General features: G+C 66.0%; 17 protein-coding genes and 2 pseudogenes. 7 read left to right on the top strand and 12 right to left on the bottom strand.

The genetic code is table 11. The features are described from left to right. Positions 1-227: 227 nt before the first annotated feature. The 9 genes and pseudogenes from BKK80_RS37970 to BKK80_RS35505 all read right to left on the bottom strand — a co-directional run. Positions 228-404, bottom strand: a pseudogene (locus tag BKK80_RS37970) (hypothetical protein); the annotation flags it as partial. A 110-nt stretch (positions 405-514) separates the two neighbouring features. Then, on the bottom strand, positions 515-841 hold the full coding sequence (locus BKK80_RS10880) for a hypothetical protein (protein WP_157903202.1): 327 nt from the start codon (positions 839-841) through the stop codon (positions 515-517). 159 nt (positions 842-1000) lie between these two features. Then, positions 1001-2263, bottom strand: a complete 1263-nt coding sequence (locus BKK80_RS10885; protein ID WP_071069400.1) for an MFS transporter — start codon at positions 2261-2263, stop codon at positions 1001-1003. A gap of 1 nt (position 2264) precedes the next feature. Further along, positions 2265-2570, bottom strand: coding sequence for a hypothetical protein (locus tag BKK80_RS35500; RefSeq protein WP_084545550.1), 306 nt, complete (start codon positions 2568-2570; stop codon positions 2265-2267). An 82-nt stretch (positions 2571-2652) separates the two neighbouring features. After that, positions 2653-3279 (bottom strand): LamG domain-containing protein, encoded by a 627-nt coding sequence (locus BKK80_RS10890; RefSeq protein ID WP_071012703.1) that lies wholly within the window; start codon positions 3277-3279, stop codon positions 2653-2655. A gap of 21 nt (positions 3280-3300) precedes the next feature. Continuing rightward, on the bottom strand, positions 3301-3762 hold the full coding sequence (locus tag BKK80_RS10895; protein WP_071012704.1) for a chromate resistance protein ChrB domain-containing protein: 462 nt from the start codon (positions 3760-3762) through the stop codon (positions 3301-3303). Next, the gene (locus tag BKK80_RS10900) at positions 3759-4109 is read right to left on the bottom strand and encodes a hypothetical protein (RefSeq protein WP_071012706.1); all 351 of its coding nucleotides are present in this window, start codon (positions 4107-4109) and stop codon (positions 3759-3761) included. Before BKK80_RS10900 ends, BKK80_RS10895 begins: the two co-directional genes overlap by 4 nt. Before the next feature lie 18 nt (positions 4110-4127). Continuing rightward, entirely contained in the window at positions 4128-5342 is a 1215-nt protein-coding gene (locus BKK80_RS10905; RefSeq protein WP_071012708.1) for a chromate transporter, read from the bottom strand. Between the two features lie 456 nt (positions 5343-5798). After that, positions 5799-6179, bottom strand: coding sequence for a cupin domain-containing protein (locus BKK80_RS35505; RefSeq protein ID WP_084545551.1), 381 nt, complete (start codon positions 6177-6179; stop codon positions 5799-5801). A gap of 141 nt (positions 6180-6320) precedes the next feature. On the opposite strand from BKK80_RS35505, the gene BKK80_RS10910 reads away from it, so the two are divergent. Together BKK80_RS10910 and BKK80_RS10915 are read left to right on the top strand one after the other, a co-directional pair. Then, positions 6321-7211: a LysR family transcriptional regulator gene (locus tag BKK80_RS10910; RefSeq protein ID WP_071069402.1), complete on the top strand. Its 891-nt coding sequence runs from the start codon at positions 6321-6323 to the stop codon at positions 7209-7211. Positions 7212-7564: 353 nt separating this feature from the next. Then, positions 7565-8116 (top strand): cytochrome b, encoded by a 552-nt coding sequence (locus tag BKK80_RS10915; protein WP_083384055.1) that lies wholly within the window; start codon positions 7565-7567, stop codon positions 8114-8116. 17 nt (positions 8117-8133) lie between these two features. On the opposite strand, the gene BKK80_RS10920 is transcribed toward BKK80_RS10915, so the two are convergent. The 3 genes and pseudogenes from BKK80_RS10920 to BKK80_RS37380 form a co-directional block, all read right to left on the bottom strand. Then, positions 8134-8739 (bottom strand): ABC-type transport auxiliary lipoprotein family protein, encoded by a 606-nt coding sequence (locus BKK80_RS10920; RefSeq protein WP_071012714.1) that lies wholly within the window; start codon positions 8737-8739, stop codon positions 8134-8136. Then, complete coding sequence (locus tag BKK80_RS10925; protein ID WP_071012716.1) at positions 8736-9560, bottom strand: MlaD family protein; 825 nt, start codon at positions 9558-9560, stop codon at positions 8736-8738. The genes BKK80_RS10920 and BKK80_RS10925 overlap by 4 nt, the downstream gene beginning before the upstream one ends. Before the next feature lie 22 nt (positions 9561-9582). Beyond that, a pseudogene (locus BKK80_RS37380) lies at positions 9583-9776 on the bottom strand (hypothetical protein); the annotation flags it as partial. Between the two features lie 346 nt (positions 9777-10122). Here BKK80_RS37380 and BKK80_RS10930 point away from each other — a divergent pair. The 5 genes from BKK80_RS10930 to BKK80_RS10950 all read left to right on the top strand — a co-directional run bounded on the left by BKK80_RS10930 (position 10123) and on the right by BKK80_RS10950 (position 15937). Beyond that, the gene (locus tag BKK80_RS10930) at positions 10123-10557 is read left to right on the top strand and encodes a CBS domain-containing protein (RefSeq protein WP_418235896.1); all 435 of its coding nucleotides are present in this window, start codon (positions 10123-10125) and stop codon (positions 10555-10557) included. A gap of 420 nt (positions 10558-10977) precedes the next feature. After that, complete coding sequence (locus BKK80_RS10935) at positions 10978-11274, top strand: YtcA family lipoprotein (protein ID WP_071012721.1); 297 nt, start codon at positions 10978-10980, stop codon at positions 11272-11274. Then, positions 11271-12320 carry a multidrug transporter subunit MdtN gene (gene mdtN, locus BKK80_RS10940; protein ID WP_071069406.1) on the top strand — a complete coding sequence of 350 codons (1050 nt, stop codon included), beginning with the start codon at positions 11271-11273 and terminating at the stop codon, positions 12318-12320. Before BKK80_RS10935 ends, mdtN begins: the two co-directional genes overlap by 4 nt. Next, on the top strand, positions 12301-14355 hold the full coding sequence (locus BKK80_RS10945; protein ID WP_071069408.1) for an FUSC family protein: 2055 nt from the start codon (positions 12301-12303) through the stop codon (positions 14353-14355). Before mdtN ends, BKK80_RS10945 begins: the two co-directional genes overlap by 20 nt. Next, positions 14342-15937: a TolC family protein gene (locus BKK80_RS10950; RefSeq protein ID WP_071069410.1), complete on the top strand. Its 1596-nt coding sequence runs from the start codon at positions 14342-14344 to the stop codon at positions 15935-15937. Before BKK80_RS10945 ends, BKK80_RS10950 begins: the two co-directional genes overlap by 14 nt. The last annotated feature ends 66 nt before the right edge of the window (positions 15938-16003 follow it).

The following is a 16003-nucleotide window of genomic DNA, read 5'->3' on the forward strand; positions in this document are numbered from 1 at the left end:
ACACCCCTCAGTTATTGAACAGGAAGCCGTCCGTGGGATTGACCAGAACCTGCGCGAGGACTTGTAGCGGGGAGTGCCAGTTCAGGGTTTTGCGCGGCCGGCGTTGGGCCGAAGTCGGTGTAGTGCTCCCGAATGAAGTCGAGCGCCGCAGCCTCTCGCTTCACCGGCAGTCGATTGTTGCTGGGCCGCCCGCGTCGGCGAGAAACCAATCCCGACGCGCCTTCCTGCCGGTAGCGATCCAGCAACCGCCGGAATTGCCGATCTGTGATCTCTAACCGCTCAGCGGCCACACTGGGCCGCAATTCGCCGTCTACGACCGCCTGGACGGTCTTGAGCCTGTCTAACTCGCGCATGCTTACCGCAATGACCTCAGATCTAGCCATCGCTTGGCGTCTCCATCGCATCTAACCGGGCAGGCTGGATACCATGAACGACAGGCTAGGCGGACATTTCTACTTAGCCAGATCCGGACATTACAACTTAGCCGCCACAGTTGAATTGCGCATAATGTATATTATGTTAAATCATATTCGTTGCGTCGATGCTCGTGCCGCTCCCGGAGGTGCAACCACACCCCAATGCCAATGGCGCCCAGCAACAGAGCGAGGTCCGTGTTGCCTACCCCGGCAACGAGCCCCTTCAGACAGGCCACTACCAGTGCGTCGTTACTCGATGCCTTCCCGGTCAAGTTGTTGTCGACGACTAGCCAGGTTCCGACGATCAGAAACGGGCCGTTCGACATCCGTAGCCATCCTGGCTGCCACCAACGCAACAGGCCACCAGTCACAATCGCGATCATTCCCGGCACAATCGGCCGATCGGCGTTCTTCTTGAACACCACCTAGGCGATCATGGCCGTGAAGATGCCTTCGGCGTTGAGAAGATCAGCCAAGGCAATTCAGCTGGCGGGATTCCCCTCTGCCCTCCTCCCTCTGCGGCCGCCGCGACCCACTACGGAGAATGGATCGCCAGACATAAGCCGACATAGGCCGGAAACGCCTCAATGCAATGGTTTGATGCGCCGGAAAACGACCAGAATCGCCAGGTCATAGGCAATCTTCAGCACGCCGCAGGCGAGCAGTGGCGCGCTTGCCCATCCCATCGCCAGCAAGGCGCCCGCAAGCGTGGGGCTGATCGCTGCAGCCAGGCTTCGCGGGACGGCGGTCAGGCTCGCCGCGGCGGTGCGCTCGGGTGGCGTCACCACCGCCATCACATAAGCAGTCCGCGTTGGCACGTCCATCTGCGATAGCGCGCTTCTCCCGAGCAACAGCGCCAGCGTTAGCGTCAGCGAGGGGGAGAATGCCGCAGCGATCAGGAAGAGGCTGGAAGGAATATGTGTGAATACCATCGTGTTCAGCAGGCCGATCCTGCGGGACAACGGCACGGCGGCAAGCTGAGAGGCGGTCGTCAGCAGTCCGGCCGCGAAGAAGAACCGGCCGGCCGCGGCGAGCGATAGGCCAAAACGCTGCATCAGCCACAGCGACAGCAGCGAATTGACCACCAGGCCGCCAGCAAACGCATCCACGCTGAACAGCAATGCCAGGCGGACCACGATCGGACGCGACGGCCCCAGCGGGGTTGCTGCCGACGTTGCCTGTGGATGCGGCTCCGGAAGGCGCGAGTAGAGTACCCAGAGCGCGATGCCAGCCAGCGCATAGATGGCGAACATGGCACGCATGGCTGCGAGAAATGGCAAGCCAAGCCGCATCGACAGCCAGCTGGGCAGCGCTGCAGCCAACGCCCCGACGGCGGCAGAGAAGGCGCCGATCAGGCTGTAGCGGGCAAACAGCGCGGTGCGCGCATCGGGCGCCGCGGCCTCCGCCAGGCGTGCCTGCTCGAGCGGCAGAAACAAGCTCACATCGCCTGAACTCGGGTTCAGCGTGCCAACGAAGGCAACGATCAGCAGCGGCCAGAGGGTGGACAGTCCGGCAAAGCTCGCCCCCGTCGCGGCCATCAGGACGGCGGCCAGAATCAGCAGGCGGCGTTGCGGGAAGCGGTTGCCGAGCAATCCGACCAGGATGGTCGCCAGCGCTGAGCCGATCAGGGTGGCGCTGCTGATCAATCCGACGGCCAGTTGGGCAAAGCCGAGGCCGAGCAGATAGGCCGGCAGCAGCACGGCAATGAATCCGTCGCAGATACCACGCAGCGCTCGCCCGAGGAGCAGGAACCGGGCGCTGGCATCGACCCCCGGAGGCAACACCAGGCGGGCGAAACGGCCAGCATTTCCACCCACCGTTGAAGCCTCATGCCGTTGGTACCGCATCTCAGTCCTCGGCGGCGGCGGCGACTCGCCTGCCATCTTCGTCGATCAGAATCGTCGCGCGGCCAGCGCTCGACCCGAGCGTGACTTCATGGCGAGTTCTCCCATTTGCCGTCTGTTTCTCGATCTCGCCAACGGAGCGCGCTCCTGCTTGTCTCTCGATGGCCGCTCGCACCGGCGCCGGAACCTGTGCGATGTCAGCGGCTTCAAGCGTTCGCGGTCCCGACGGATGCCACTTGCAGCCGGCCATGGCAAGGCTCAAGGCGCTGAGAAGAAGCGTGGTAACGAGTCTTGGCGTGCGGGCAGACATGGCAAGCTCCGATCTCAGATGGGGGCATGGACTCCGTGCCTCCTGGCCGTTACCAGGCCGTTACCTGGCCGTTACCTGGCCGTTACCGGGCAGAACTCGACCCGAACGAGAACGCGTCGAAGACCGTTACGCTGTCGGCCTTGGTCCATACGCCAACGGCACCCGCCCCACTGATGTGCTCATCGGTCACGTCGATCCGGCGCGTGCCGTCCAGGGAGACTTGAATGTGGTTTCCCTCGAACTCCACGCGCAATGTGTGCCAGACCTGTGCGGCCACTGGTGTGCTCTGATACCGGATCGTGTGCCGGCGTCCGCCCGTCGTGTAGTACAGGGAGACGTTGTTCTCCAGCGCGTTCGCCCGCGCAACGTAGTAGTCGTTACCGTCTTTCCAGCGCCAGACGACACCACCAGCCTGGTCCTCATGGCCAGCGACTGGCTTGAATTTCACTTCCACATAGCCATCGGCAATCGAAGTCCCCTGTTTCACACACCAGGGGAAATCCCCCGAACCCGACTGCTTGAGGACGTTGCCACCGTTCGGCAGGGTCGGGTCCGGCTCAATGGTCCATTTCGGTGCGCCACGACCGGTGACGCCAGACAGCCATCCAGAAGGCGTTGCTCCCGGCTTCTCATGATTGAACATCAAGGTCTCCCCCGTTGCGGGCATCAGCCTCAAGAGCAGCAGTGGAATCAGCAGGTTCCGTTTCATGGCGCGCGCACCGTTACGCCGTCACCCCGGCATCTTGGGTGGCCACCGATGCGTCTCCGCCTGGCAGTTCTGGCACCAGGCATAGAGCGCGTCGTACATCACCATGCCGTGCTCCAGCATCTCATGGTCATCCGCGAAGATATGCGACAGCCCAAGTGACATGGCATAGAGCCCGCTTGACTGCGGCGTCAGGTCCAGTCGCGAGGTGTCTGCACCGCGCACGATGCTGGCCAGTTGCTGCAGCGCGGCGTCACGACCCAGGTCATATTTGCTGAGAAAGGCGTCGAAGCTGCACAGCTCGCCGACGTGGGACAACTCGACGCCCGGGATGTCGTACGGGATCGCACCGGTCTCGCCGGCAGATCGCAGGACCTCGCCGGCCGGCACGTAGAGAAATTCGGGTCGCTCGTCAATGAACCGTGCGATCAGCCACGGACAGGCAATCCGGTCAATCTTGGGGCGTTCCCGGGTAATCCATTTCATGATGAGCTCCGCGATGGTTTGCTGGCCGTGGGGTGAAGCTCCGCGATCCATGGTTCGATGCCGCCCTTGCGGTACACCGCTGCGATCCCTGCCCCGTCCAGCCTTGCCGCGCAGCAGACCTCGTGCTGGATCATGGAATCCATCGCAATCAGCCCTTCTCGCTTCCGGCCATTGGGAACGAAGACCGGAGCGGCCACCAGGTCCGGCACAGCGATGAGCGCCGTGATCGCGTTCAAGCACTCTGCGGCTCCGCCATCGCTCTTCTCGTCCTCGCTGACGATCAGCTTCTCCGACAAGCCGGACAGCCTCGACGGATCGCATGCGCGCGGCTTCATCGGGTGGATCATGGGCTCACCCCGCTCGATTCAGTGATGCAGCAGCGGATATGCCGCCAGACCAATCAAGGCGGCGCCGACGACGATTACGGGTTCTGACAGCTTCTTGAATTTCAGCAGCAACGCGACAGTGACCAGAGCCAGCAGTACGGTCGGAATATCGACAATGGAGCGCTTGGCCAGCACGATCACCGCGCCGGTGATGGCGCCGACGGCCGCGGCCGTGACCCCGTCGACGAAGGCCAGGATCGCGGGCAGCTTGCCGTACTTCTTGAAGTACGGTGCCGGCAGGATGGTGAACAGGTAGCACGGCAGGAAGGTTCCAGCGGCCGCCACGCAGGCACCCGGCAGGCCGGCGACCAGGTAGCCGATGAATCCGACCGTGATGACCACCGGCCCAGGTGTGATCATGGCGACGGCCACGGCGTCGACGAACTGCTTGTCGTTCAGCCAGTGGTGCTCGGTCACCACGCCGCCGTAGAGAAAAGGAACGATGGCCAGGCCCGAGCCGAACACGAAGGCGCCAGCCTTGGCGAAGAACACACCGATCTGCGACAGCAGCGGCCAGTCGATCGTGCTCAGCACGCCGCTTGCCGCCGGCAGAGGCGTTGCCGCCAGCGCGTTGACCTTGCCCTGGCGCAACCATTTGGGGGGCGCACGCCAGAACCACACCAGGACGCCGCCGGCCAGGAACAGCCACGCCACTTCCGACTCGGTGATCACGGTCACGGCCGCGAGCACGAGGTAGACGGCCCAGAGCAACTTGTCCTTGCCCACGCTCTTCTTGGTGAGCTTGTAGGCGCTGATGGCGATGATGCCGATCACGGCGGCGCCCACGCCATAGAACACCGACTGCATCCAGGTCAGTCCGCCGAAGCGGACATAGGCCCAACCGAGCGCCACCACCATCAAGAACGACGGCAGCACAAAGGCGATGCCGACCAGCGTTGCCCCCAGGATGCGGTAATGCACGTAACCGAGGTAGATGGCCAGTTGCGCGGCCAGCGGACCGGGCGCCAATTGTGCCAGTGCGAGGCCTTCCTTGTAGTCGCCGTCGGTGATCCACCGGCGTGCGTCCACCAGGTCGCGGTGCATGTAGCCGGCCAGCGCCACCGGGCCGCCGAAGCCAAAGGTGCCGAGCCGCAGGAAGTACAGCACGATCTGCCAGAGCGTGTAGTCCGGGGATTCTTGGGTTGAGCCCGGCAAACCCGGTGGGGGATTCTCGATCTGTTGGGACAAGTTCATGGTCTTTTCAATTGCCTTGGCTTGACTTCCGACTACCGGAGAATTGTGCAGAGAAGGGGGCGATGAACCGCCGGATCAGCCAGGTGCAAGCGACGCGGTCGCGGTCGCGATCGCTTCGCCGTTGCTGTCGGCAGGCCGACAACCAGCAGGAACCTGGAGTTGAGCTTGGTAGCCATGACGGCAGCTTAGGCTGCCGTATCAGCCGCTGCAATGCTGTAGCGATCGCTACAATCGACTGGCGGCCCTGCGTTGCTTGGAATGGCGCAGGCGCGTCGGCCCGGGTATGCCGAAGATCGCGGTCACTACGTCCCGATGGCCTTGCCGCGGTCATTTATGCCGAAGACCTTGGGGCAAAAGCCCGAGGTCTGGGTAGAGGACGCGCCGTGACCATGGGCGATCACGGCGGCCACGCGGCTTGCGCGGATGTCCACGGCAGCAGGCGATGCGCCCGGGGCCTCAACTGCGCCAGGGCAAGGGCAGAGGTTCGCCATCGGGCCGTCGGGTCGGCACGGGCGACTGGCCGAACATTCCCAGTACTTCCAAGGGCTCCGTGCCGATGTTGAAGATCTGGTGCACACGGCCTCGCGGCAGGACGAGGATGCTGCGGGCCCCGAAGCGTTGCTGTCTCCCTTCGGTGTGGAGCTCGCCTTCGCCACCCAGGCAGATCACTGCCTCGTCGCAGTCGTGCAGATGCGGCGGCGTTCCGGCCCCAGGTGCCAGCGACTGCCGCCACACGGACAGTTGCGCCAGGCCGTGGGCCTCACCTGCCCAGGTGGCGTGGGCAATACCCGCAATGGCGGTGGGTTCGGGCTGGCATTGTTCGATTACAGATGTCACATTGTCCTCGCATGGTCAAGAATGATCGAAGAAACCAGGTTCCGCGGCCACGGAGGAAGCAGTCTGACACCTTGTCGTCGATTCCGGAATGATCGGAATTGCCTTAACATTGCCGACAAAACTTCCTCAATCCTCGCCGCCATGACCGGACTGCAACAGCTGCTTGCGTTCTCCCGTACCGCCAGGCTCGGCAGCTTCGCCGCCGCGGCGCGCGAACTGGGATGTGCGCCATCCACCCTGGCCAAGAGCGTGGCGCGCCTGGAGGGTGCCCTGGGCGTCAAGCTGTTTCACCGCACCACGCGGCAGGTGAGCCTGACACCGGACGGAGAACATCTCTTTCACCGCTGCGAGCGCGTGCTGGCCGAAGTCGACGAACTCCAGGCCGAAGCTGCAGGCAGCCGCGGCACCGTGAGCGGCACGCTGCGGCTCGATGCCCCCCTTACCTATGGCCGGCGCGTACTCATGCCGCTGCTGGCCCGGCTGCTGCAGGCGCATCCTGGCCTGCAGCTGGATCTGCGGCTGCGCGACAGCTACGCCGATCTGGCGCGCGAAGGCCTGGACGCCGCGATCCGGGTGGGCGAGCTGCGGGATTCCTCTCTCGTGGCTCGGCGCTTCGACTGGCAGCACCAGGTGCTCGTGGCCAGCCCTGGCTACCTTGCCTCTCGCGGCAGACCGACGCACACCGATGCGCTCCGTGCGCACGCGGCAATCGTCTTCCGGCAGCCCGACACCGGACGCGGGCGGGCATGGCAGCTATCGGGACCGCACGGCGATCTGGCGTGGTCGCCGTCCCCGCAGGTGCAGGTGAACGACGGAGAAGGCATGGTGGCGGCGGCCGTGGCCGGCCTGGGGGTCGCGCAAGTGCCGGACAATATGGTGGTGGGAGAACTGGAGAGCGGCGCCCTGGTCGAGCTTCTCCCGGAGTGCCGACCGCCGGCTATGCCCATCAGCATCGTGATGCCTTCGGCGCGGCTGCAACCACCACGGGTGCGCGCGCTGGTCGCGTTGCTGGAAACCCTGCATGGCCATTGATGGCGCCTCGCCGCCCAAGGTTGCGCCAAGGCTTAGCCAGGTCGAAGGCTGCCGGGACGTCGCTGGCGTTGCTGGTACGAGGGGTTCGGTCTACGCTGGCGCGATGGACGGAGCAAAGACCCTCTTTGGGGCGGCCACCGCTTTCCGGTGGCCGTCATCCGTGTCATCAGCGCGGCAGTGCGCTGGTACTTCCGCTGAAATGCCCGAGCGGGCCATCGGCCGGGCGAACGGACTTCAGGTGGGTTCAGCGATCGCTGCCGGTCCTGCACCAGCGTCAGGCTGGCGGAGCCCGCCGGCGTCGCGGGGATGACGCTCGGGCACAGGACCAGATGGGTGAACGGAGAGCGCAAGAGATGATCCCGATCGAAAACAGCGAAGACCATTACGGCGTTGTCGCGATCCTGCTCCACTGGTCGATGGCCCTCCTTCTGGTCGGGCTTGCGGGACTGGGGCTTTACATGGTCTCGCTACCGGATGTCGGCTTCAACACCAGAAAAATCACGCTGATTCTCTACCACAAGCAATTCGGAGTGCTGGCTTTCGTTCTGTTCGCTTTGCGTTTGTGCTGGCGTGTCACCCAGGTACTGCCAAAACCGGTCGGACATCTGCCGGATTGGCAAATGATCGCCGCCCGCTTTGTTCATCTTTGCTTCTATGGCCTGATGTTCGCCTTGCCCATGACGGGCTGGCTCATGTCGTCCGCCGCCGCCATTCCGGTATCGTTTCTCGGCCTCTTTACGCTGCCCGACTTCATTCATCGCAGCGACCATTTGTTTTCCCTGCTCATCGGCGTCCACAAGTGGCTGGGATACGCGCTTATTCTCTTGTTCGCCATCCACATGGGTGCCGCCCTGCGCCATCACTTCGTCTTCAGGGATGACACCTTGCGCAGAATGTTGCCCTAGAGTCCGGCAATGGACTTCTAATGGGCATTCTCGATCACGAACCTGGAGAGTTCCTGCAACACTCGCCCAGCGGCCACGTTGGCTGCTACAACTCCCGCGTAAGGATTCCTTTCGCCGAGTCGCTCCTGTACCGAGATCTCCCTCTCCGCGATCGACCGGTCCGTCGTAGCCAGCCTGAGATCGACATGTACCTTGAACCGCACTACAGCCTGATCCGACGTGAAATCCTGCTGCAGTTCGATGAGTTCGGTGCGAAGCGAGAATGTCTGCCGACCAAAGTAGGGAGGCGCGAGAACCGCGCTGAAATAGTGCGTGCGCCGCAATGTTTCTACGATCAGCGGCAGCATCATCTGCGCGGGTGTGTCAATCCATTCGTTCTGACTGAAGTAGTCGATCTGATACTTCCGGGCCGTATAAGCCATGCGCGGCGTGGCGTAGGCCGGCGCACTCACCGGAACCAGAACCAACAGTGTCGCCGCATGTGTCCTTGCGGTAGGAATCTCGGTCGGGATCGTAGTCAGCGCATATTTCTTCGTCTCGACCTCGACCGGTGCCATCAATGTGCAGCCTGTAAGTGAAACAATACCAATGCACAACGCGCCGATTCTCATGGCGACCATCATGGCTTCTCCCCCGGTCCGCGCTGTGTTGCGGTGCCGCGGATCAGAACTGATGGGTCCCGGTTGATCTTGTTCGCGACGGCAGTGAGGGAAGTCGACAGGTTATCAAGGTCGGCCAGCACCCTGTAGGATTCGGGGAGCACCTGGGTCTGAAGTGCCCTCAGCGATTCGTCGGTCGATTCCATGAGTGGCGCAAACCGCTGACTGGCGCGCTCCGTATTGGCCACGATGGTATCCAGCTTTCTTGTGTCTTCCGCCATGGCCTGAGTGATTTTCTGCAGGCTTTCGGCGGATTGCTTCAGCGACGCGACGGTCGGTTTGTCGAGAATCGAGGTGAGCAAGGCGGTAACGGCCTGGAAATTGTCGTTGACCTGACTGATGGCCGTGTCGAGCGTCACGAGTTTCGAAGGCGCCGCCGGAATCGCGGGATAGCGGTCACCGGGCCGTGGGGCCAACTGCCCGGAATCGATACCAATGTTCTCGAGTGCAATAAAAACGTAGCCGGTGAATCCCCGTGTTGCCAGCCCGCGGGAAGTAATCGTAGCTACCGTAGCCCCATTCACCGGAGCGGTCTTGTCAATGCTCAGCAGGATGTCCACCATCTGCGCGTTGACGAGGCGTACGCTTTTGACCTTGCCCACTTCGATGCCGTGGAACTCGACCGGTGCCTGAGCCATGAGCCCCGAGACCGGCTCTCGCGTATAGACGTGGTAGGTCGCGTATTGATCGAGAGACAGCGAGTACCAGATTGCCCCGGCGATCGTCGAAGCAAGCAGGCAGGCCGCGAACAGGAGCCTTGCCTTTGTGTCGATGCCGATTGTCATTGCGAAGTCCTCCGGGCTTGCCCAGGCCGAAAGCGGAGCCGGGCGTCGGGTCGACCTGCATCGCCGCGATGAAACCCCATCGGGCGAGAACTCGATGATTTCGCTCGGATGCTGCGAACTCGGGGGGATCGCGTCGCCGCTCGCCGTCACCAGATCGCCATTGGGTGCAAGCGCCAGCCCCAGCAACCCGCGAAGGCAATCATTGTCTTGATTAATCTTAGGTTATGGCGCTATCCGATGGGTCTGCGGAGCGCTCGAGGGGAACGCGCAGACCAAGGACCACGTTTCTGCGCCGCACACCTGCACAGACATCCGGCTGAGTTCGAATCCCCGCCTGCGGGACGTGCAATGGCTGCTGGACTTCCGGCTTGCCCTGCCATCCGACGTTTCCTCTTGGCCCAAGGCGCATCCCCCTTCGGACCGCTCAAGAATCCCGCAGTGCCACCGATATCCACGTGCAACGACGGCGTCGTGGGTGATCAGCCGCTTCGCGCCCGTGAGAGCGCTGCGCGAGCCAGAACGGAGCAAGGAAACGGAGGCAGCAGTGAGCATCGATAGCATCATGTCGAAAAGAGTCGTCACCATCGGATTCGACGACACCCTGGCGACGGTCAAGCATATTTTCGACGAGGCGAAGTTCCACCACCTGCTGGTCGTCGAGGGCGACCGCCTGCATGGCGTGGTGTCGGACCGCGACCTGCTGCGGGCCATGAGCCCGTTTATCGGCAGTACGGTCGAATCGGCGCGGGATCTCAATACGCTCAACAAGCGCGTGCACCAGATCATGTCGCGCCAGCCGGTGACCTTGCGGCCGGAAGCCGGAATTGCGGATGCCATCGCCTTGTTCCTGACGCACCAGATCTCATGCATTCCCATCGTGGACGAGTTGTTCCGCCCGGTCGGCATCGTCAGCTGGCGGGACGTCCTGCGGGCGCTGGCGGCCGAGAACGATGCCAGGACGGCCGGCGGCGACCGGCAGGAGGCGGCACAGCGATGATGCCGGTCCTTCGGACGACGGTCGCCAGGGACGGGATGGGGCGGGCCGGGCAATTCGGGCACCCCATTTGGGGATTCCGGTGCTCTAGGTAAATTCTTGGACAGGGCTAAGACGCAACTGTTATATTGCCTCCACTTAGCCAGATCCCGTGGCAGGAAGGCGAGCGATCCATGATCCATCCCGGCCGGCATCCTGCGCCTTCGGCGCGCCAAGTGAACGTCTCCTTCAGGCTTGCTGCCGCGGCCCCGGCCCCTGGCGGCCGCGCGGTGCGCGTGCCGACGGCGATGCGACGCCACCATGCCGGCGGACGCCCGCCCCCTCCTCCCTGCTCATCGCCCCCCACCCCAGCCTGACCCCGATCGTCAGCCGTTCCACCGCGGCCGCGCCCGGCCGGCGGTCGTTTCGCCAGGGAGCCGCGACATGTCAGATAGACCGATTCCGCGTTCCGCAGTCAGGGTGGTAACCCTGTCCCTGCCGGGACTGCTGCTGCCTGGCTGCGCCTTGCGCGGCGCGCCCGCCTTCGAGTTGTTCGGCGCCTATTTCCCGCTCTGGCTGTTGAGCGCCCTGGTCGGCATCGCCGGCGCCGTGCTGGCCTACCGCCTGTCGGTGCGTACCGGCTTCGCAGCGGCGGTGCCGTTCCCACTGCTGGTGAATACCTCGGTCGGCGTCATCGTGGCGCTGGTGGTCTGGATGCTCGGGACAGGACAGATCCTATGAAGATGGCCGGCATGCGCAAGCCTTCGCTAGGCGGAAAGTGGGTGGCGGTGATCATCGTCGCGCTGGCCGCCTTGCTGGCGGCCTTCGTTTATTTCCGGGCGCAGCGCTACCCTGCCTCCGATGATGCGACGATCGATGCGGACGTGGTGCATGTGGCGTCGCCGGTGGGCGGGCGCATCGCACGGATCTGGGTAGGCGAGAACAAGCAGGTGGCAGCGGGCGATCCGCTGTTCGAGATCGACCCCGTGCCCTACCGGCTGGCGCTGGCGCAAGCGCGCGCCGACCTGGAACTGGCGCAGGCGGCGCTGGGCACGCGGCGGCGCACCATCACCAGCGAACGGGCTTCGGCTTCGGTGGCGTCGCAACAGGCGAGCCGGGCGGCACAGAACTATGCCTTGACGGCGCGCACGGTGGAGCGCCTGCGGCCGTTGGCGGCGGACGGCTATGTCCCCACCCAGCAGCTCGACCAGGCACAGGTGGCGCAGCGCGACGCGGCAATCTCCCTCAAGCAGGCCACCGTCCAGCAGGCTGCCACGGCCCAGGCGGTGGGCGACGAAGCCGGCGCCATCGCCACGGTCCATGCGCGCGAAGCGGCGCTGGCCATCGCGCAGCGGGCGCTGGACGACACCCTGGTGCGCGCGCCGCATGCCGGCCGCGTCACCGGCCTGGCCGTGCTGACCGGCGAGGTGGTCGCGCCCAACCAGTCGCTGTTCCTGCTGGTGCATACCGGCGAATGGTTCGCGGTGGCGAACATCCGCGAGACCGCGCTCGCCGACATCCATGCAGGCGATTGCGCAACGGTCTACTCGATGATCGATCGCGGCCGGGCACTGCGCGGTACCGTGACCGGCATCGGCGCGGGCGTGCTCGATACCGACCGCGTGAGCCTGCCGCGTTCCCTGCCCTATGTGCAGCCGTCGGTGAACTGGGTCCGCGTGGCCAAGCGTTTCCCTGTCCGCATCAAGCTGGAGGCACCGCCGGAACCGCTGGTGCGGGTCGGCGCCAGCGCAACGGTCGAGATCCGGCATGGCGCGGCCTGCCGCTGAACCGGCGGCACCGGTTGATCCGGCGGGCCCCGCCGGCCCCGGCGCGGCGGGCATCCTGCGCCTGCTCGGCCCCCTGCCGGGCCGGCTGGAGCTCACCACGCGCGTGGCCGCGGCCGCTGCGCTGACCGTGCTGGTGACGTCCCTGTACGGAACCCCCGAGGCGGCAATCTCCGCCTACCTCGTGTTCTTCCTCAACCGGGCCGACCGCACCAGCAGCGTGGTGATGAGCATCGGGGCGCTGGTGCTGATTTCGCTGGTGATCGGGCTGGTGCTGCTGGTTGCCATGGCCAGCATCGACTGGCCGTTGTGGCGGGTGATGTGGATGACCGTGCTGTCGGCCGGCCTGCTGTTCCTGACCTCGGCCAGCAAGTTGCGGCCGGTCGGCGCGATCCTGGCCATGATCGTCGGCTTCGGGCTCGATCAACTCGGCCTGGCGCCGGTCGGCGAAGCGGCCACGCGGGCGCTGCTCTATGCCTGGCTGATGGTCGCCATCCCGATCGGCGCCAATGTCGCGATCAATCTGCTGATGGCGCCCTCCCCGCGTCGCCTGGCCGGCCGGCGGCTGGCGGCGGGCCTGCGCCTGGCGGCGGACGAGCTTCGTGCGCCGGCGTCCACGGCGCCGGCGCTGCAGGCCTGCCTGCGGGAAGGACTCGAACCGGTGGCCGGCTGGTTGAAACTGGCCAGGCTGGAGGGCAGCGTCACGCCGGCTGACGCAGCCGCGCTGCACCAGGTCCTGGCCTCGACCACGACCATCCTGCTGGCCGCGCAACTGGCCGGCCGCGAGCCGGCGGCACGCCTTCCCGCAGCCATTGCCGCTGCGCTTGCCGATAGCCTCGAAGCCATGGCCGCGATGCTCCATGCCGGCGGCTATCCGGTGGAGATCGAGCCGCCGCTGGCGCCCGCGGCGGTCGCCGGCCTGCCGCCGCTGGCACGTGCCGTGGCGGTCGAACTGCAGCAGGCCATGGTCGGTTTCGCCGCGCCGGCACCGATGCCCGTGCCCACCACTGCGGCTGAGGGAGGCAGCAAGGCCGGCGCCGGTTCCGCCAGGAAGGGAGGCTTCCTGCTGCCGGACGCCTTCACCAATCCCGTGCACGTGCGTTACGCGCTGAAGACGACCGCCGCCGCCATGTTCTGCTACCTGCTGTACGCGCAGCTCGACTGGCCGGGCATCCACACCTGCTTCATCACCTGCTACGTGGTGTCGCTCGGCACCACCGCCGAGACCGTGGAGAAGCTGACGCTGCGCATTGCCGGCTGCGCCGTCGGCGCGGTGTTCGGCACCGCCGCCCTGGTCTTCGTCACCCCGGCGCTGACTTCCATCGGCGGGCTCATCGCCCTGGTCTTCGCCGGCGCCTGGCTGTCGGCCTGGGTGGCGGAGGGCTCGCCGCGCATCGCCTACGCAGGCTTCCAGATCGCCTTCGCCTTCTTCCTGTGCGTGCTGCAGGGCGCCGCGCCCGGCTTCGACCTCACCATCGCGCGCGACCGCGTCATCGGGATACTGGTGGGCAACCTCGCCGTCTACCTGGTGTTCACCCGTCTCTGGCCGGTCAGCATCGCGGCCTCCATCGACGCTGCGCTGGATGAACTGTGGCGGCAGTGGGAACGCCTGCTTGGCGGCGCCGGACCGGAGCCGCGCGGCGCCGTCGTGGCGGGCCTGCTGGCCCGGCAAGGCCAGCTCGGCGAGCACATCGCGCTGGCGCGCTACGAGCCGGCGGGGATCCGCCCGGCATCCGCCTGGCTTGCCGAGCGCCGCCTCGCCCTGGCACGGGCCGAGGCCGTGGCCGGGCCGCTGGCCTTGCTGGCAGTACGCTGGCCGGGCGATGCCGGCGCCGTCGAGCGACTGCGGCGCGCGGCCGGACACAGCCGCGGTGCGCCGCCGTTGGAAGCCGGCGCCACGACGATGGCCTCCGGCGCGCGGTCCGACGATGGCCTCCGTGCGAGCCTGCTGGCCTTGATCGATCAACGACTGACGGCGGTCGCGCCTGCGCCCGCACCGGATGACCCGAGGGAATCGCCGATTCATGCGCCGACTTAGCTTTTCCGCGGCCTCGCTGGCCTTCGCCGTCGCCAGCGCCGGCGCGTGCCTGGGCGGGTGCGCGACCACCGCGCTGGAACTGGCGCCGCCGCGGCCCGACCGTCCATGGGAGCCCGAAACGACCGCCGCGGGCGAGATCGTCGCTGGCGCGCCGGGGCGGGCTCCGGAACGGCCTGAAGCAGGCATGGGCGAGGCGACCAGGCTGCCTGCCGCGGCACCCTATACATTGCCTGCCAATACCGCGCTGGCCAATGTGCCGCCGGCGGCAGCGCTGGACCCGGGGCACGCCTACACCCTGCCCGAGCTGATCGACCTGGCGGAATCGAGCCATCCGTCGACGCGGATCGCCTGGAACGATGCGCGCAACGCGGCCCTGGCCGCCGGCATCGCCAAGAGCGCCTACCTGCCGCAGATCTCGGCCAGTGCCCTGGGGGGCTACCAGTCGGGGCATGGCACCGTCTCCACCGCGCTCGGGCCGCTGTCGTCCGGTACCTCGACGCATGGCGCCGTCTCGGTGCTGTCGCTGCAATGGCTGCTGTTCGATTTCGGCGAGCGCGGCGGCCTGGTCGAAGCCGCCGAGCAGGCATCGGTGGCAAGCAATATCGCGTTCACCGCGGCCCACCAGCGCATCATCCACGAGGTCAGCCTGGCCTTCTATGCCTACCAGGCCGCCCGTGTGCGTGCCAGTACCGCGCAGCAGGCCTGGCAGAATGCCGACGCCGTGCTGGACGCCGCGCAGGCGCGCTACCGCCAGGGCATCGGCACCGTGCTCGAGGTCGCGCAGGCGACCCAGAACCGCGCCCAGGCCAGGCTCGCGCAGGTCCAGGCGGAAGGCGCGCAGAGCGATACCTACCTGGGACTGGTATCGGCGATCGGCATCTCGCCCTTGTCCCGGCCGAAGATCGCGCAGCTTCCCGCGCGGCCGCTGCCACCGTCCCTGCGCCGCTCGGTGGAGCAGGTGGTGGAGAACGCCATGGCCAGCCGGCCGGACGTGCTGGGCGCCTACGCGCTGGAAAGGGCGAGCCAGGCCAAGGTGAAAGCGGCCGAGGCCGAGTTCCTGCCCAAGGTGTTTCTCTCCGCCAACACCTCCTACGCTTCGGGCGGCGCGGCCATCACGGCGATCCCGTCGGTCGGGCAGCAGGCGCCGACCGTCAACCTGAACGGCAGCCGCTACGGCGGCAGCGTCTTCCTCGGCGTCACCATTCCCCTCTACGACGGCGGCCTGCGCGCGGCCGTGCTGGCGCGGGCGCGCAACGATGCCGAGAGCGCGTCGGACCGGCTCACGCAAGCCAGGCAGGAAGCGGTACGCCAGATCGTGGTCAGCCAGAACGCGCTGGAAAGCAGCCTGGCTGCGCAGGAAGCCGCCACGGCACTAGCGGCGGCGGCCCAGACCACCTACGAGGCCGCCTTCGCTGCCTACCGGCGCGGCGTCGGTACCATCACGGACGCGCTGCTGGCCCAGAACCAGTTGCTGCTGGCCAGGAACGCGGCCGCCGACGCGTACAGCGGCGCGCTGGCGGCCGCGGCCACACTGGCCCTGGCGACGGGTTCCCTCGGCGGCGGCAACGGCACCGAGCGGTAGACGCGGCGGATGGAACCGCGGCTGGAAGAAAAGCTGGAAGAGAAGCTGGAAGAGAAGACGGACGAT

The sequence above is a fragment of the Cupriavidus malaysiensis genome (assembly GCF_001854325.1).
In the GTDB taxonomy this organism is placed as follows: Bacteria; Pseudomonadota; Gammaproteobacteria; order Burkholderiales; family Burkholderiaceae; genus Cupriavidus; species Cupriavidus malaysiensis.

What these genes read in the sequence shown, in the direction of transcription:
- BKK80_RS10910 (WP_071069402.1), top strand. Translation starts at nt 6,321, where the DNA reads ATGACCGGACTGCAACAGCTGCTTGCGTTCTCCCGTACCGCCAGGCTC.
- BKK80_RS10900 (WP_071012706.1), bottom strand. Translation starts at nt 4,109, where the DNA reads ATGATCCACCCGATGAAGCCGCGCGCATGCGATCCGTCGAGGCTGTCC.
- BKK80_RS10950 (WP_071069410.1), top strand. Translation starts at nt 14,342, where the DNA reads ATGCGCCGACTTAGCTTTTCCGCGGCCTCGCTGGCCTTCGCCGTCGCC.
- BKK80_RS35500 (WP_084545550.1), bottom strand. Translation starts at nt 2,570, where the DNA reads ATGTCTGCCCGCACGCCAAGACTCGTTACCACGCTTCTTCTCAGCGCC.
- BKK80_RS10930 (WP_418235896.1), top strand. Translation starts at nt 10,123, where the DNA reads ATGTCGAAAAGAGTCGTCACCATCGGATTCGACGACACCCTGGCGACG.
- BKK80_RS10935 (WP_071012721.1), top strand. Translation starts at nt 10,978, where the DNA reads ATGTCAGATAGACCGATTCCGCGTTCCGCAGTCAGGGTGGTAACCCTG.
- mdtN (WP_071069406.1), top strand. Translation starts at nt 11,271, where the DNA reads ATGAAGATGGCCGGCATGCGCAAGCCTTCGCTAGGCGGAAAGTGGGTG.
- BKK80_RS10915 (WP_083384055.1), top strand. Translation starts at nt 7,565, where the DNA reads ATGATCCCGATCGAAAACAGCGAAGACCATTACGGCGTTGTCGCGATC.
- BKK80_RS10905 (WP_071012708.1), bottom strand. Translation starts at nt 5,342, where the DNA reads ATGAACTTGTCCCAACAGATCGAGAATCCCCCACCGGGTTTGCCGGGC.
- BKK80_RS10895 (WP_071012704.1), bottom strand. Translation starts at nt 3,762, where the DNA reads ATGAAATGGATTACCCGGGAACGCCCCAAGATTGACCGGATTGCCTGT.
- BKK80_RS10890 (WP_071012703.1), bottom strand. Translation starts at nt 3,279, where the DNA reads ATGAAACGGAACCTGCTGATTCCACTGCTGCTCTTGAGGCTGATGCCC.
- BKK80_RS10920 (WP_071012714.1), bottom strand. Translation starts at nt 8,739, where the DNA reads ATGATGGTCGCCATGAGAATCGGCGCGTTGTGCATTGGTATTGTTTCA.
- BKK80_RS10945 (WP_071069408.1), top strand. Translation starts at nt 12,301, where the DNA reads ATGGCGCGGCCTGCCGCTGAACCGGCGGCACCGGTTGATCCGGCGGGC.
- BKK80_RS10925 (WP_071012716.1), bottom strand. Translation starts at nt 9,560, where the DNA reads ATGACAATCGGCATCGACACAAAGGCAAGGCTCCTGTTCGCGGCCTGC.
- BKK80_RS10885 (WP_071069400.1), bottom strand. Translation starts at nt 2,263, where the DNA reads ATGCGGTACCAACGGCATGAGGCTTCAACGGTGGGTGGAAATGCTGGC.